This window comes from Amycolatopsis sp. NPDC098790 (assembly GCF_044759945.1).
In the GTDB taxonomy this organism is placed as follows: domain Bacteria; phylum Actinomycetota; class Actinomycetes; order Mycobacteriales; family Pseudonocardiaceae; genus Amycolatopsis.
The window spans coordinates 214,728-229,957 of record NZ_JBIWAI010000004.1 but is presented as its reverse complement, the minus strand read 5'-3'; the positions used below and the strand labels follow the sequence as shown (position 1 = coordinate 229,957).

10 protein-coding genes are annotated in these 15,230 nt (G+C 70.5%); 8 read left to right on the top strand and 2 right to left on the bottom strand.

The annotated features are described in order from the left end of the window. Positions 1-28: 28 nt before the first annotated feature. The 4 genes from ACIQWX_RS30480 to ACIQWX_RS30465 all read left to right on the top strand — a co-directional run bounded on the left by ACIQWX_RS30480 (position 29) and on the right by ACIQWX_RS30465 (position 4,598). Positions 29-727, top strand: a complete 699-nt coding sequence (locus tag ACIQWX_RS30480) for a GntR family transcriptional regulator (protein WP_400878199.1) — start codon at positions 29-31, stop codon at positions 725-727. Positions 728-795: 68 nt separating this feature from the next. Next, a complete protein-coding gene (locus ACIQWX_RS30475) occupies positions 796-2,052 on the top strand; it encodes an MFS transporter (protein ID WP_400878196.1) in 1,257 nt (418 codons plus the stop codon). A gap of 21 nt (positions 2,053-2,073) precedes the next feature. Continuing rightward, positions 2,074-3,435 (top strand): acyclic terpene utilization AtuA family protein, encoded by a 1,362-nt coding sequence (locus ACIQWX_RS30470; RefSeq protein ID WP_400878193.1) that lies wholly within the window; start codon positions 2,074-2,076, stop codon positions 3,433-3,435. Further along, positions 3,435-4,598: a DUF4387 family protein gene (locus ACIQWX_RS30465; protein ID WP_400878190.1), complete on the top strand. Its 1,164-nt coding sequence runs from the start codon at positions 3,435-3,437 to the stop codon at positions 4,596-4,598. The genes ACIQWX_RS30470 and ACIQWX_RS30465 overlap by 1 nt, the downstream gene beginning before the upstream one ends. A 129-nt stretch (positions 4,599-4,727) precedes the next feature. Here the strand turns inward: ACIQWX_RS30465 and ACIQWX_RS30460 are convergent, their stop codons facing one another. Next, the gene (locus ACIQWX_RS30460) at positions 4,728-5,573 is read right to left on the bottom strand and encodes a helix-turn-helix transcriptional regulator (protein ID WP_400878188.1); all 846 of its coding nucleotides are present in this window, start codon (positions 5,571-5,573) and stop codon (positions 4,728-4,730) included. Between the two features lie 162 nt (positions 5,574-5,735). Further along, entirely contained in the window at positions 5,736-6,572 is an 837-nt protein-coding gene (locus tag ACIQWX_RS30455) for an NAD(P)H-binding protein (protein ID WP_400878186.1), read from the bottom strand. A 123-nt stretch (positions 6,573-6,695) separates the two neighbouring features. On the opposite strand from ACIQWX_RS30455, the gene ACIQWX_RS30450 reads away from it, so the two are divergent. The 4 genes from ACIQWX_RS30450 to ACIQWX_RS30435 all read left to right on the top strand — a co-directional run bounded on the left by ACIQWX_RS30450 (position 6,696) and on the right by ACIQWX_RS30435 (position 15,221). Continuing rightward, positions 6,696-7,679, top strand: a complete 984-nt coding sequence (locus tag ACIQWX_RS30450) for an Lrp/AsnC family transcriptional regulator (protein WP_400878183.1) — start codon at positions 6,696-6,698, stop codon at positions 7,677-7,679. 88 nt (positions 7,680-7,767) lie between these two features. Beyond that, the gene (locus ACIQWX_RS30445; RefSeq protein ID WP_400878180.1) at positions 7,768-7,917 is read left to right on the top strand and encodes a hypothetical protein; all 150 of its coding nucleotides are present in this window, start codon (positions 7,768-7,770) and stop codon (positions 7,915-7,917) included. A 246-nt stretch (positions 7,918-8,163) separates the two neighbouring features. Continuing rightward, entirely contained in the window at positions 8,164-14,739 is a 6,576-nt protein-coding gene (locus ACIQWX_RS30440) for an RHS repeat-associated core domain-containing protein (protein ID WP_400879754.1), read from the top strand. Further along, on the top strand, positions 14,736-15,221 hold the full coding sequence (locus ACIQWX_RS30435; RefSeq protein ID WP_400878177.1) for a hypothetical protein: 486 nt from the start codon (positions 14,736-14,738) through the stop codon (positions 15,219-15,221). The genes ACIQWX_RS30440 and ACIQWX_RS30435 overlap by 4 nt, the downstream gene beginning before the upstream one ends. Positions 15,222-15,230: the final 9 nt, after the last annotated feature.

Sequence of the window (15,230 nt, the reverse complement as noted above, 5' to 3'; positions counted from 1 at the left end):
GCCATTTGCTATAGCGTAAGGTCGGGTCGTGGCTTCCACCTCGCTCGAACCCCTGCACGCCCAGAGCCTCGCCGATCAGGTCTACGTCCGGATCCGGCAGGCCGTGGGCGACGGTTCGCTGCGGCCCGGGCAGAAGATCACCGAGCGGGACCTGGCGAGCCGGCTCAACGTCAGTCCCACCCCCGTCCGCGAGGCCCTGCGGCAGCTGCTGCGCGACCGGATCGTCGAGCGCACCGGCTCGCGGTCGCTGCGGGTGGCCGCCTTCGACGCGGGGGTCCTGCACGAACTCGCCGAGGTGAAGGCCCGGCTGAACGGGATGGCGGCGCGGCTCGCCGCCCGCAAGCGCACCCCCGAACTGGTCTCGGCACTCACGAGCGACCTGGACGAGGCCGACCGCCTGCGGGCCGCGCTGGAGTCCGCGCCCGTTGCCGAGCAGGAGGACGGCCTCGTCGCCCTGCTCACGGTGCTGCACCGGTTCCACCGCCGGATCGAGCAGGCCGCGGGCAACCCCGTCGTGGACGCCTTGCTGGACCAGTCGCAGGTCTTCACCGACAGCGAGCGGCACCTCCGGACCAGCGAGCGCATCGAGGCCGGCCGCGAGGAGTTCGAACGCCGGTACGCCGAGCACCGGCCGATCGTCGACGCCATCGGGCGGGGCGACGAGGACGCCGCGGAGCAGCTGGTGATCCGGCACCACCTCGCCGCCCTCATCCACCTCTCGACCTGACCGTCCCCATCCCGACGACCGATTCCTGCAGGACGTTATTGCTATAGCACATTGCAAAGGAGCAAGGTGTGGCATCTCCGACCCAGCCGACCGGCACGTCCGGCACCGCTTCGCCTCCCACTGCCACCGTGCGCCCGAAAGCCGGCCGCCGCGTGGTGCTGCTGCTCTCGATCGCCGTGTTCGCCCAGGAATCGGTGTGGAACTTCTACGACGCGCAGGTTCCCGCGTCGCTGCGCGTCTACATCGCCTCCGCCGGCGTCATCGGCCTGCTGATGGGCGTCGACAACGTGTTCGGCGTCGTCCTCCAGCCCCTCATGGGGCACTTCTCGGACCGGCTGAGGCGCCGCAAGGGCAGCCGGGTGCCGATCATCCTCGTCGGGGCGCCCGTCGCGGCAGTGTTCTTCGTCCTCATCCCGTGGGCGCACTCGCTGCCGGTGCTGCTGGTGTTCATCATCTCGTTCGCCTTCGTGTCGAACTGCTTCAAAGGCGTCACCGAGGCGTTGCTGCCCGACTACGTCTCAGCAGGAAAGCGCAGCCGAGCCAACGGTTTTCTCAAGATCGCCACGAGCCTCACGATCGTTTCCTCGTCGCTGGTGAGCCTGTTCGTGGTGGACCGGAGCCTGCGGCTGGCGTTCGCGATCCCCGCCCTGTTCATGCTGGTGTGCTTCGCCGTCGTCGGCATCGCGCTGCGCCGGATCCCGGCCCCGGCCCCGGTCGAGCCGGAGCACCTCGACCACCCGTCCTTCTGGCGCGTGTTCACCGGCGCCTTCCGCGACCGGCGGCGGCTCGCGCTGATGCTCGGCATCCTGTGCTTCGCCGGGACGTGGGCCGGCACCCGCGCGCTGCTCACGCCGTACGGCACCGAAGTCCTGGGCTTGTCGCGCGGCGTCGCGGGCGGCCTGGCCCTGCCCGGGTCCATCGCGTTCCTGATCGCGGCCGCCCCGATCGCCTACCTGTCGGACCGGGTCGGCCAGGCCCGGATGATCGCCTACGGCATCGGCGTGTTCATCGTGGGCACGCTCGGCGCCTTCGCGTGGCAGACGCCGGTCGCTTCGATGGTGTTCATCGCCGTGGCCACCGTCGGCTACGCGACCTTCAGCGTCAATGCCGTCGTGGCCATGTGGAACAGCGCGCCCAGCGGGCACCAGCTCGGCGTCTACACCGGGCTGTACACCGTCGCCGCGTCCACCGGGGGCGCGCTCGGGCCGGCGGTGCTCGGCTGGTCGGTCGACCTCACGGGCTGGCACGCGTTCTACCTCAACGCCGCTGTCCTCGCCGCCGTATCGCTGGCCGTCTTCGCCCGGATCGCCCGCCGGCGCTCCTGACGTCCGAGAAAGGAACAGCAGATGGAAATCCGCATGCTCGCCGCGACCGGGATGCTCGGCGCGGGGTTCTCCCGCGAGGGACTCGCGGCCGCGGTCCGGCGGAAACCGGACTTCATCGCCTGCGACGCCGGGTCGACCGACAGCGGGCCCGCCGCCCTCGGTTCGGGGCGGCAAAAGGCGTCACACGCGGCGTTGCGGCGTGACCTGGAATCGCTGCTGCTCGCGCGCGACGAGCTGGGCGTGCCGTTGATCATCGGCTCCTGCGGCACCTCCGGGCGGGACGCCGGAGTGGACCGGGTGGCCGGGATCGTCCGGGAAATCGCCGAGCAGCACGGACTCCGGCTGCGGCTGGCCCGCATCTACGCCGAGCAGGATTCGCGGGAAATCGCGGATCTCCTGCGCCAGGGCGGGTTGCGACCCCTGCCGAACGCTCCCGACGTTCGCGAGCAGGACATCCTCGACGGGCACGTCGTGGCCATGATGGGCATCGAACCGATCGTCGGCGCCCTCGACGACGGCGCCGACGTCGTCCTCGCCGGCCGGGCCAGCGACACCGCCCTGTACGCGGCGCTCCCGCAGTCCCGGGGCGCCGATCCCGGGCTCACCTGGCACGCCGCGAAAACCATCGAATGCGGGGCGGCGTGCGCGCTCCCGCCCGGCGCGGACAGCCTCTTCGTGACCCTGCACGACGACCACTTCACCGTGGAGACGCTGGTGCCGGAGCGCCGGCTCACACCTCGGTCGGTCGCCGCGCACTCGCTCTACGAGAACGCCGACCCGTACCTGGTGACCGAGCCGAACGGCGTGCTCGACACCCGCGACGCCGTCTACGAAGCCGTGTCGGACCACTGCGTGCGCGTGAGCGGAGCGAAGTTCGAGCCCGCCGCCGATTACACCGTCAAGCTCGAAGGCGCTGTTCTCGCCGGTTACCAGACGATCATCGTCGGCGGCATCCGGGACCGGGTGGTCATCGACCAGATGCCCGAGCTGATCCCGTTGGCGGGCAAGTACTTCGCCGAGCGGATCGCGGACCTGTTCCCCGGCGTCGATCCGGCCACTGTGGACATCGCGTTCACCCTCTACGGCACGGGTGGCGTGCTCGGCGACCACGAACTGCCGAGCCTGCCCCGGCCGCACGAGGTCGGCGTCCTGATCACCGTCACCGCGCCGAGCCAGGAGCTCGCCCACGACGTCGCCGCGTTCGTCTCGCACGCTTCGGCGCACCTGCCGATCCCGCAGTACGGCGGCCTGGTGAGCACGATCGCGTACCCCTTCTCGCCGCCGGAGATCAACCGCGGCGCGACCTACCGCTTCACCCTGAAGCACACCATGACGCCGGCCGACCCCCTCGCGCCGTTCCGCACGACCTTGGAGAACCTCTGATGCCGACCGTGACCCACCGGGACCTGCTCCTGCGCTGGTGCTCGCTCATCCGCTCGAAGAACGCCGGGCCGTTCGACCTGACCTTCGACTTCATGGCCCACGACCGGGAGTCCTACGAGCAGCTGCGGCGCCACGAGCTGCTCACGCCCGCGTTGTTCGCCCGGCTGTTCGCCACCCCCGAGGAGCAGGTGCGCTTCTTCCACCACGACGCCGCGATGGCCATCAAGGTTTCGTTGCCCCGTCCCGTGGTTCAGGGCGAGCTGTCCGATATGGACGGCTACGGCGGCCAGCAGTACGCGGCCGTCCTGGACACCTTGGATCTCGTCGAGGTCGCCGACCCGCAGCTGACCCGGCTCGCCGACCTCCCGGAGGGACACCCGGGCCGGCGGATCCTCACCGGCCGGACGCCGTTCTTCGCCGCGCCGTCCGAGCCGCGGTGCAGCTACACGACGTACGTGCCGACCGGCTACGACGGGACCGAACCCGCCGGGGTGCTCGTCGCCGTGCACGGCACGCGGCGCGACGCCGAGTACACCCGCGACCGCTACATCGAACTGGCGGAGGAGCAGCGGCTGATCGTCGTCGCCCCGCTCTTCCCCGCCGGTCTCGGCGACCCCGACGACTTGCACAACTACAAGTTCGTCGAGTCGGACTCGATCCGCTTCGACCTGGTGCTGCTGCAGATCCTCGAGCAGGTGGAGCAACGCTGGAACGCCCGCACGGACCGGGTCCTGCTCTGCGGGCACTCCGGCGGCGCCCAGTTCGCCCACCGATTCTGCTACCTGCACCCCGACCGCGTCGCCGCGCTGGCCCTGAGCGCACCCGGCCGGGTCACCCTCCTCGACGACACGGCGGACTGGTGGTCCGGCACCCGCGACACCGAAGCCCGCTTCGGCATCCGCGTCGCCCCGGCGGCGCTGCGCCGCATCCCGGTGCACCTGGTGATCGGCGAGGAGGACGACGGGCTCGCCGACCTGGCCGCCACGGAGACGGCGGGCCAGGACCAGCCGGGCCGGACCCGCCTCGAGCGGCTGGCCGCGCTGGCCGGCAACCTGCGCGACCACGGCCTCGCGGTCACCACCACGACGGTGCCCGGAGCCGGCCACGACTCGACCGCGACGGCTCCCGCCATGGCGCGTTTCTTCGCCGGACTCCCACGCTGACCGCGGTGATGCTGTGCTCGGCGCTGAAGTCCAGCATGCGGCGCATCATCAGCGGGCCGTCGCCCGAGCCTCCGGGGAGTCGTTTGGCGCCGTAGAGCAGCCGCCACGGCTCGAACCCGATGCCGATGCCTAGGCGGTCCGAGTGGGGGATCCGACCGGCGGAAGCGCGGCGGACGCCAGCAGGGCGAGCTTCCCGGCGGCTTCGCTGCCGGTGTCCGCGTGGTAGACCACGAGCATGATGCCCTCGGTGCCGGTGACGAGGAGCTTCTCGCGGTTGACGATCAGCTCACCCACCTGCGGGTGGTCGAACCGCATCAGCCCGGCTTGCCTCGGCGCAACGTCGTGGCGCGCCCAGAGTTGCCGGAAGTGCGGACTGGCCAGGGAAAGCTCCCCGACGAGCTCGATGAAGCGCGGGTCGTCGATGTCGGTGCCGACGGACTGGCGGAACCCGGCGATCAGCCCGCGGGTCACCAGTTCCCAATCGGGGAACAGCGCTTGCTCGGTGGGATCGAGGAAGACGTCCCGCAGCCGGTTGGCGCCGGCGACGAGCCGCGGTGAGATCGTGGTGGCGAGCGGGTTGGCGGCGAGGACGTCGAGGTAGCGCCCTTCGACGAAGGCGGGCACGGGCAGGGTTTCGACGAGCTTCGCGATGCCGGACGGGAGGGTTTCCCTGGGCGGCCGGCGCCGGCGCTTCGGCCGGTCGGAGGCGAGGCTGACCAGGTACGCGGTCGTCTCCTCGTCCAGCTGCAGGGCCCGCGCGATCGACTCGAGGATCTGGGCGGACGGCCTGCGGTCGCGGCCCTGCTCCAGGCGCAGGTAGTAGTCGGCGCTGATCCCGGCGAGCATCGCGACCTCCTCCCGGCGCAGGCCGGGCACCCGCCGCACGCCGAGGACGGGGATCCCCACCTGCTCGGGGGTGACCAGCCCACGACGGGCGCGCAGGAAGTCGGCCAGGAGGTGCTTGTCGTCGGTCACCGCTCGACGGTATGCCGCCCGGTCGCGTCGTGCCTGGTCCTGTCACTCCCAGGGAGGACGGGGGTCGTCAAGAAGAGGTGAGCCGACGGCGTTCGAGGACGTAGGAAAGCGCGTTGACCACCAGGGCGACACCCGCCACGGCCGTCTGCGGCCCCCGCCAGATCAGGCGAACGAGACAGCGTGTTCGGCCGCCCACTGCGCGAACGAAAGCGGCTCGCGGCCCAGAACCCGTCGCACGGCAGTGGTTGCCGGCGACTCCCCGCGGGCCGCGGCGGTGACGAACTCGACGATCGCCGTCGCGATCTCCGGTGGCTGGAAGCGTTCGAACTGCTGCTGGGCCTGGGAAGGCGTGACCTCGTCGACCCGGATCGGCCGGCCGGCGGCCTCGGCGATGAGTTCGACCTGACGCCGTTGCGAAATCAGCTCGCCACCGGTCAGCAGGTCGCTGACGCCCTCGGCGCCGGGGTCGAGCACCGCCGCGACGGCGACCGCGGCGATGTCCCGCTCGTGGATGGGCGCGGTGACCGCTTCCGGGTGCAGCAGCCGGACCGCACCGGTCGCGCGGGCCGAAGGCGCCCAGCCGAGCGCGTTGTTGGCCAGCACCAGTGGCCGGATCGGCGTCCACCGCAGCCCGGAGTCGTCGAGGATCCGCTCGACGTCGCGGTGGTGCTCGGTCACGGCGTTCCCGCGGGCGGACGGCAGCAGCACGCTGCCGGAGGACAACAGCACCACGTGCTCGACGTCGGCCGCCCGCGCGGCTTCGGCGAAGGCGGCGGTCCCTTCCGCGGTGGCGTACAGGAAAACCCGCCGCACGCCGGCCAGAGCCGCCCGCAGCGTCTCCGGCGCGCCGAGATCGGCGGCGACGACCGGAACGCCGTCCGGCAGTCGCGCCGCGGCCGGGTCGCGCACCGAGGCGCGGACCGGCTCGCCCGCGCTGAGCAGCTGGTCCAGGACGTGGCGGCCGACGCTCCCGCGGGCGCCGATCACGAGTGTCGTCACGATGGTTCCTCCCAGTTCGAGGTGACGTCGCCAGCATGCGCGCCCACGCCGACGCGCATCCATTGACGACCGCAACACCGCGCCTTATCCCCACTTGGCCGGAACATGTGGAAACATTCCTCCATGCTCGACCTGGTCGATACGCAAATCCTCCACGCGCTGCAGTGCTCGCCGCGGGTGACGTTCCGCCGGGTCGCGCAGCTGATCGGGGTGTCCGAGCAGACGGTGGCCCGCCGCTACCAGGCGCTGCGCCGCGACGGCGTCCTGCGGGTGCTGGGGCGGATAGCGCCGGCGTCGCGACGGCACGACGAGTGGGTGGCCCGGATCCGCTGCCGCCCCGACCGCGTCGACGCGGTCGCGGACGCGCTCGCCCGCCGTCCCGACGTGTCGTTCGCCCACATCACCTCCGGCGGCGCGGAGGTCATGTGCCTGCTCCGGGCCGGCGCCGGCCACGACGTCCTGCTGCAGCAGCTGCCGAAGTCGGTGTCGGTGCTCGGAGTGCGCATAGATCTGCTGATGCACCGCTTCGGGCCACCCGGCACGTCGGACTGGACCGGCTACGAAGGCCGCCTGAGCCCGGAACAGGAGCGGGAACTGCGCGACGAGCTGCCCCCGGTCGCCGGACCCCCGGTCGAGCCGGCGGCGGAGGATGCACCGCTGCTGGCAATGCTGGCCCAGGACGGCCGGGCCGCCCACTCCCGGCTGGCCCGCGAAACCGGCTGGACCAAGACCCGGGTGGCGCGCCGCCTGGAGGTCCTGGAGTCGTCCGGAACCCTGTACTACGACGTCGACCTGCTGCCGGAGAGGCTGGGTTACCAGTCCCACGCAACGGTGTGGATCCGCGTCGCCCCGCGGAACCTGGAGCAGGTGGGGGAGGAACTCGCGCGCCACGACGAAGTCGCCGTGACGCTGGCGGTGAGCGGACCGGACAACCTGATGGCCGTAGTGATCTGCCGGGATTCCGAGGGGCTGTACCGCTACTTGACCACGCGCATTGCGAAGATCAGGGAGATCGAAGGATACGAGGTGAGCGTCCGAGTCCGCCCGCTCAAGCAGGCGGGCTCCCTGATCGCAAGCGGCCGCCTCCTGTCAGGCGTCGGTGGGTAAAGGACGGACGCGCGAAGTCGAACCGCGGGAATGTCGCCGCCACAACGGATCCGGCTGGAGCTGAGCGGCCGGGCGTAGGCTCGGCACCGTGAAGACGGACGACTTCGTGGAGAACCCGGTCGACGACCGGGAAATCCCTCGCTTCGCGCGGCGCATGCTGAAGCGGGCCCGCCGCACGACGTTCGCACGCCGCCCCGGTTCACCACGTGACGGGCGAACTCGTCACGGTAAAGGCTAATTAATGTACGCGAATCACGGGTTTTGAATCTGTGGAGAAAACTTCACCCCAACGGCTGATGGGCGCAGTCGTGAGGCGCGTTAGGTTTCGTCTGCGGCTCCGGATTCCCGGGCAGCTGACTTGAAAGCCTCTTGCAGGCTGCCTGGGGGAAGGTTCGCTATGCCCGATTTGTTCGTCGGCGCGCGCAAAAGATCCGTCATCCGGTTTTCGGTGGGATTTGCCCGAATCTTCACTCTCCTCTTGAGCGTGGTCGCCTTGGCGGCCGGCGTCGTTTCCCCCGTGCAGGCGATGCCGGTGGCCGCCGCGAGGCCTGGTCCCGCTGCCCCCGCGAAGGCCGCCGACTTCGGCCCGGACGCGGCGAAGTCCGCGGACGTCGCCGTCGACGGCTGGGGTGACGCGCAGGGCTACCACCTCGAGGTCGGCCGGGAGAGCTCCGGTTTCGCCTGGCACGAGATCGCGCTGCTCCACCCGGCCGGTTTCGACGACTCGTCCTGGACCGGCTACCAGTGCCTGTCCGGGGACGGCCGGTTCGCCGCGCTCGCGATCCTGCCCGCGTCGGCCGTGAACGTGCAGGCGGCGCGCGACCACGGCGCGTTTGCCTACTCCGTCGACCTCGGCTCGGGTGCGGTGCACGCGCTCGCCGGCGGCGTCGGGCTGAAGTACTACTCGCCCGGCTGCGGTACCGGTGACGACGCCGTGTTCACCGTCGCGGCCGACCAGAAGACGAAGCTGCTGACCGCCGATCTCTCCGCGGGGAAGATCACCGGTGCGATCACCACGCCGGGGCAGATCACCTCGGCCGTGCCCACCCGGACCGGCGTCGTCGGTGCCGCGGGCAACCGCCTGGTTTCCGTGCCCGCCATGGGGAATCCCGCGGTGCTCGCGTCCGTCGCCGGGGCGGTGTACGACGTCCGCCCCTCGGCCGACGGCGGGGTGAGCTTCCTGCAGACCGCATCCGGCGCGAAGGTCGCGACCGCGGCCCACGAGCACGGCGGCGTCGTCACGACCCTCGGCAGCGGCGACCTCACCCGCGTGCAGCTGTCCCAGGGCCGCGCGGGGCACGCCATCCTCTCCGGCGCCACCCCGGCCAACCCGAGTGTGCTGGCCGCAGCGAACGTCACGGCCGTCGCGGACACGAATCTCGCGCGCGGGGCTTCGACCGCGTCGCTGGATGGTGACGCCCTGCTCGGCCCGGACGCCGACGGGCAAAAGTCCGCGCCCGCTGTGCTGGCCACGAAGACGGGCAAGGTCTTCGCCCCCGCGGTCCCGCCCAGTGCCGCCAAGGTCACCACCGCCGTGCCGACCTACTCCGCCGCGCCGACGACCGCCCAGGTCCTGCACCAGAACCGGTTGAGCCCCAAGGGGGACGCGGCCGCGCAGACGACGAACACCGCCCAGGCGCAGTCGCCCAAGTGCGCGGTGCCGCCGTTGAACGCCAACCGGCAGGTGATGCAGCCGAACCCGGCGCAGGTCAACTGGGCGGTGCAGCTGGCCGAGCAGGGCCTGCTGACCGGCAGCGCCTACACGCGCCCGGCCGGCTTCGGGAACATGGGCCTGGTCGCGTACGCGCCGAACAGCGACTTCCCGCTGATCCCGCTGTCGCACCCGGCCGGTGGCACGAACACCGTGCCGCGGTCGATCTTCGAGGGCATCATGGCCCAGGAGTCGAACTGGTCGCAGGCGTCCTGGCACGCCCCGGCCGGCACCGCGGGCGACCCGCTGATCGCCAGCTACTACGGCGCCGGCGGCGACATCGTGTCCATCAACTACGCCGCTTCCGACTGCGGGTACGGCATCAGCCAGGTCACCGACGGCATGCACCTCGGCGACCACTCGCTCTCCGAGCACGGCCAGTGGAAGGTCGCGGTCGACTACCAGGAGAACATCGCCGCCGGCCTGCAGATCCTCGAGACCACCTGGAACCAGCTCTACAGCGCCGGCATCACCGCGAACAACGCCGACCCGCGTTACCTGGAGAACTGGTACTTCGCGGCCTGGGCGTACAACTCGGGCATCCAGCCGAACGCGGCCAACGGCAACACCACCGGCTGCACGCCCGGCCCGTCCTGCACCGGCCCGCACGGCACCTGGGGTCTGGGGTGGACGAACAACCCGGCGAACCTGGACTACCCGCCCAACCGCGACCCTTACCTGCAGGACACCTACGCCGACGCGGCGCACCCGGCGAGCTGGCCGTACCAGGAGCGCGTGCTGGGCTGGACCGCGAGCCCGCTGATCCGTTACGGCAGCCCGGCGTACGCGAAGCCGGCGTACAACGGCGGGCAGCACTGGGTGCAGCCCGCGCCGTACACGGCGATGTGTTCCCTCGCGGCCAACCAGTGCGACCCGAACGCCACGAACACGTCCAACCCGGGCGCCAGCCACTGCATGCTGGACGACTTCCAGTGCTGGTGGCACAACCCGGTGACGTGGATCCCCAGTTGCGCCACGACGTGCGCGACGAGCCCGTACGCGGTCTCGGGTGGGAGTGAGCCGGCGAACCCGACGCAGAACCCGCCGACGTGCAGCCAGGACACCTCGAAGGTGCCGGGCGGCTCGATCATCGTCGACGACGAACCGAACCGCTTGAACCTGCAAGGCTGCGGCGGCGCGAACTGGTCGAGCAACGGCACGTTCACCTACACCTACGGCACGAACTCCGCGGGCGACCCGATCGGCGCGATCGACACCCACCAGCTCGGCACCGGGCTCGGCGGCCGGGTCCTGTTCACCCACACCGAAGACGGCTCGAACCCGGCCCTGATCAACACCGGCGTCTGGACGCCGAACCTGCCGTCGTTGCAGTACTACAAGGTGAAACTGCACCTGCCCGGTCTCGGCGCGCAGGCGACGAACGTCGTCTACAACATCAACCCGGGCGGCGGGGTCTCGCCGTGGAAGATCCGGGTCAACCAGGCTTGGAACTCCGAGCAGTGGGTCACCATTGGCACGTTCGCCATGGAAAACGGCGGCAACGTCACCCTGAACAACAACGGCAGTTCCCAGGACCAGGGCGGCTTCGGCTACTCCGACTTCGACGTCGCCTTCGACGCGGTCGCGTTCGTTCCGCAGGGAGGGACGCCGGGCCAGCCGATCGGGGGACCGCCGGGGATCCAGGACGCGCCCAAGGGTTCCAATCCGGCCTACATCGCCTGCGGCTGCGCCCGCCGCACCGCGGGCGACCCGGTCGACACCTCGACCGGCTACTTCGGCGACAGCTTCACCGACCTCGCCACCCCCGGACGCGGCATGGCGCTGAACTTCAACCGCACGTACGCGGAGAGCATCGCCGACCCCGACGGCCCCAACAAGGCGCTCTCGGCCGACGGTCCCTTCGGCTGGGGCTGGACCTTCTCCTACAACATCACCGCGGTCACCGACTCCTCGACCGGGAACGTCACCGTGAAACAGGAAGACGGGTCCTCCGTCACGTTCGTCAACAGCGGTGGCAGCTACACGCCCTCGGCACCCCGTTTCGACGCGACACTGGCGAAGTCCGGTTCCGCGTACACCTACACCCGGCGCGGCAACCAGATCTTCACCTTCGACGTCCCGAGCGGACACTTGACGGCGGAGACCGACCTGGCCGGGCGCGAGGCTTCGCCGCCGTACCAGACGAGCCTGGCCTACGACGGCTCGGGCCACCTCGCCACCATCACCGATCCCGGCAACCGCAGGTACACCCTCACCTGGAACGGCAACCACATCGCCGGTCTCGCCGACACGGCCGGGCGTCAGGTGACCTACGGGTACGACGCCGGCGACAACCTCACGGACGTCTACGGGATCGGAACCACGCGTACGCCGGTCCTCAAAGACGACGACCACACGAAGTTCACCTACGACGGCAACCACCTGATGACGTCGATGCGCTCGCCGGCGAACTACGCGGGGCCGGCGTCCGCGGCGACGTCCATGGTCTACGACAGCGCCGAACGCGTGCACACCCAGACCGACGCGAACGGGCACACCACGACGTTCACCTACGGCCCGGACGGCGGCCTCGCGGCCGGGCAGACCCTGGTGACCGACCCGGCCGGGCACCGGAAGCTGGACACCTACCAGAACGGCCTGCTGGTTTCCGAGACCAAGGGCTACGGCACGTCCGACGCGGGAACGACCTCCTACACCTACGACCCGGTCACCCTCGGGGTGAGCACCCTGACCGATCCGGAAGGCAACCTGCAGACGTTCACCTACGACGACCACGGCAACAAGACCTCGGAGTCGAACGCCCTCGGGTTCACCACGGACTACGTCTACGACGACGCGGGCAACCTCGTCGAGACCATCGACGCCGACGGCGTCGCGACGGTCAGCCAGTTCGACCAGGCCGGCCACATCCCCGCCGGGGCCACCGGGGTGCGGGTGCCGACGTCGACGACGACCACCCGCGCCAACAACGTCGTCGAATCGACCACCGGGAACTTCGGTCCGGCGCCGGTCCGGACCACGAACTACTACTACGACGACGCCGCCCACCCCGGCGACCGGAGCCGCACCACCGATCCGAACGGCAAGACGACCACCACCGCGTACGACGGCTACGGGAACAAGGTCTCGGTGACCGACGGCGCCGGCGACGAGACCCGGTTCGGCTACGACGCCCAGACCGGCCTGCACACGTCCACTGTGGACGGAAACGGTGTCGCGGCCGGCGTCGTCCCGGGCTGCACCCCGCCCGCGAAGGGGTGCACAGGCTACGGGCACGACGCGCACGGCCACGTCACCCTGACCACCGACGCGCTCGGCCACCAGACGTCCGCGGGCTTCGACGCCGACGGCAACCAGACCTCGGTGACCGACGCCAACCACCACACCACGACGTCGACCTACGACCCGGTCGGCCAGTTGGGCAAGGTGACGCAGGCGGACAACACCACGCAGGTCATCGACCACAACCCGGACGGAACCGTCGCCGACACCATCGACGGCCTCAACGCCAAGACGACGTACGGCTACGACGGCCAGGGACGGAAGAACTCGCGCACCGACGCTGACAACCGCACGACCGGTTCGCACCTGGATCCGGCCGGCCGGGCGCTGTCCACCACCGACCCGGCCGGCCGGATCGTCACCATCGGCTACGACGCGGCCGGTCAGCCGAAGACGGTGTCCTATTCGGACGGAGTGACCCCGGGCGTCACCTACGGGTACGACCCCGCGGGCCACCGGGTGTCGATGACCGACGGCACCGGCACCTCGACCTGGACCTACAACACGTTCGGCGAAATCACCTCCCAGAAGCAGGGTTCCGGCGCCGTGGTCGGCTACGGCTACGACGACAACGGGAATCTGACCTCGATCACCTACCCCGGCCAGGCCACGCCCGTCGTGCGCGGCTTCGACGACGCCGAGCGGCTGAAGACCGTGACCGACTGGAACGCGAACAAGACGACGTTCGGCTACGACAACGACAACGCCGTCAAGACCACCTCCTACCCGGACGGGATCACGGTCACCAACGGCTACGACGACACCGCTGCGCTGACCGGTACGACGGCCGCGGCCGGGACCGCCACCGCGGTGTCGATGACGTTCGGCCGTGACCCGATGGGCCAGCTGTCGGCCCGGACGGTGGGTTCGACGTCCCAGAACTTCGGCTATTCCGTCCGCGAACAGCTCGGTTCGGACGGCGCCACCACCTACGCGAACGACGCGGCGAACAACCCGGTCACCGTCGGCACCGCCACCCAGGCGTTCGATCCGGCCGGCCAGCTGTGCTGGTCGTTGCCGAGCGGCACGGTGGGAACTCCCAGCTGTGCAACGGTTCCTGCGGGCGCCACCGGGTACACCTTCGACAACCTCGGCGAGCGGAAGACGGCGGGCTCCGCGTCCTACGGCTACGACCAGGTCGGCCGGTTGACGAGCCTTGCCGGGCCGGCTCAGGCGACCTACACCTACGACGGCGACGACCTGCGCGTCTCGAAGACGGTCGCCGGCGTCACCACCGGGTTCGTCTGGGACGCCGAAGCGACGCCGAACCTGTTGAACGACGGGACGAACAGCTACCTGTACGGCCCGGGCGGGACCCCCGTCGAACAGGTCGGCGCGGGAGGCTCGTTCTGGTACGTGCACGACCAGGTGGGTTCGACCGTCGCGCTGCTGAACAACTCCGGAGCGGTCGCCGGCAGCTACACCTACACCCCGTACGGCCGGGTGACCGCCGCGGGCACTGCGCGGACACCGTTGCAGTACACGGGGCAGTACACCGATCCGGAGTCCGGGCTGGTCTACCTCCGCGCCCGGTACTACGACCCCGGGACGGCACAGTTCCTGACCGTCGACCCCCTCGTCGACCAGACCCGCACGCCCTACGCCTACACCGGCGGCAACCCGCTGAACTACACCGATCCGACCGGCCGCAGTTTCTGGAGTTCGTTCACCGCCGGCCTGATGGTCGCGGGCGCCGCACTGGCCATCGGTGCTTGTGCCGTCCTCGAACCGTGCGGCGCGATCGCCGTCGGGGTCGGCGGCGCGATCGCGATCGACGCCGGCGCCGTCGCGGTGATCGGCGCGGCGGGCGCGGCCGCCGGTGGCATGACGGCGGCGATGGCCGGCGGCCTCGGCCGCTTCGAGGACATGGAGTGGGATCCGGGCGACGGTGAAGACGATGACGACGGCTGGCACACGTCGAAGAGCCGGGACGTCCAGCAGGAACAAGCCGACAGCGCTTGGCGGGAGATCCAGCGGCGTGCGTCCCAGCTCGGCAAGCGGCTCACGGAAGCGGACCGGCGGACCTGGCACGACGCGATCAGCCACCGTGGGCTCGACTACAATGGAATCCTGCGTGAAGGCCTGCACCTGTTCTGTGGAGGATGAGTCCGCTGTCGACGGTCGATGAGCTGAAGGCCGCCCTGGCCGAACTGGTGTCGGCCAGGGTGATCGGCTTCGGCAGGACGGTGAACATCGCCGAAGTCGGCTTCGCCCGCGGCGAGGTCGAAACCTGGCTGCACGCACAATGCCCGTTCCGGGTGACCCGAGGCGAGTCGACCTGGTTCGGCACGGTGGACATGGCCTACCCCGCAACGTCCGACACCGACCCGGACGAGGCCTACCGCAAGAACAAGACGATGTTCGACAAAAGGGCGCGCCAGGTGAGCGAGCGTTTCCAGTCGGTCGAGTACGTAGTCGAAGCGGCGACGTTGGGCCGGGCGGGCACGCTGACGCTGGAGCTGACGGGTTCCGTACTGATCGAGGTCTTCCCGGCTTCCGGCGGCCCGATCGAGCAGTGGCGCTTGTTCGACCGGGGTTCCGACGTCCACTACGTGTTCCCGGCCGCCGCGGTGACCGGCAGCGATTAGTCCGTGTGG

Bases quoted from the DNA above. Each gene is read 5' to 3' on its own strand.
- ACIQWX_RS30470 (WP_400878193.1), top strand. From the start codon at position 2,074: ATGGAAATCCGCATGCTCGCCGCGACCGGGATGCTCGGCGCGGGGTTC.
- ACIQWX_RS30465 (WP_400878190.1), top strand. From the start codon at position 3,435: ATGCCGACCGTGACCCACCGGGACCTGCTCCTGCGCTGGTGCTCGCTC.
- ACIQWX_RS30450 (WP_400878183.1), top strand. From the start codon at position 6,696: ATGCTCGACCTGGTCGATACGCAAATCCTCCACGCGCTGCAGTGCTCG.
- ACIQWX_RS30435 (WP_400878177.1), top strand. From the start codon at position 14,736: ATGAGTCCGCTGTCGACGGTCGATGAGCTGAAGGCCGCCCTGGCCGAA.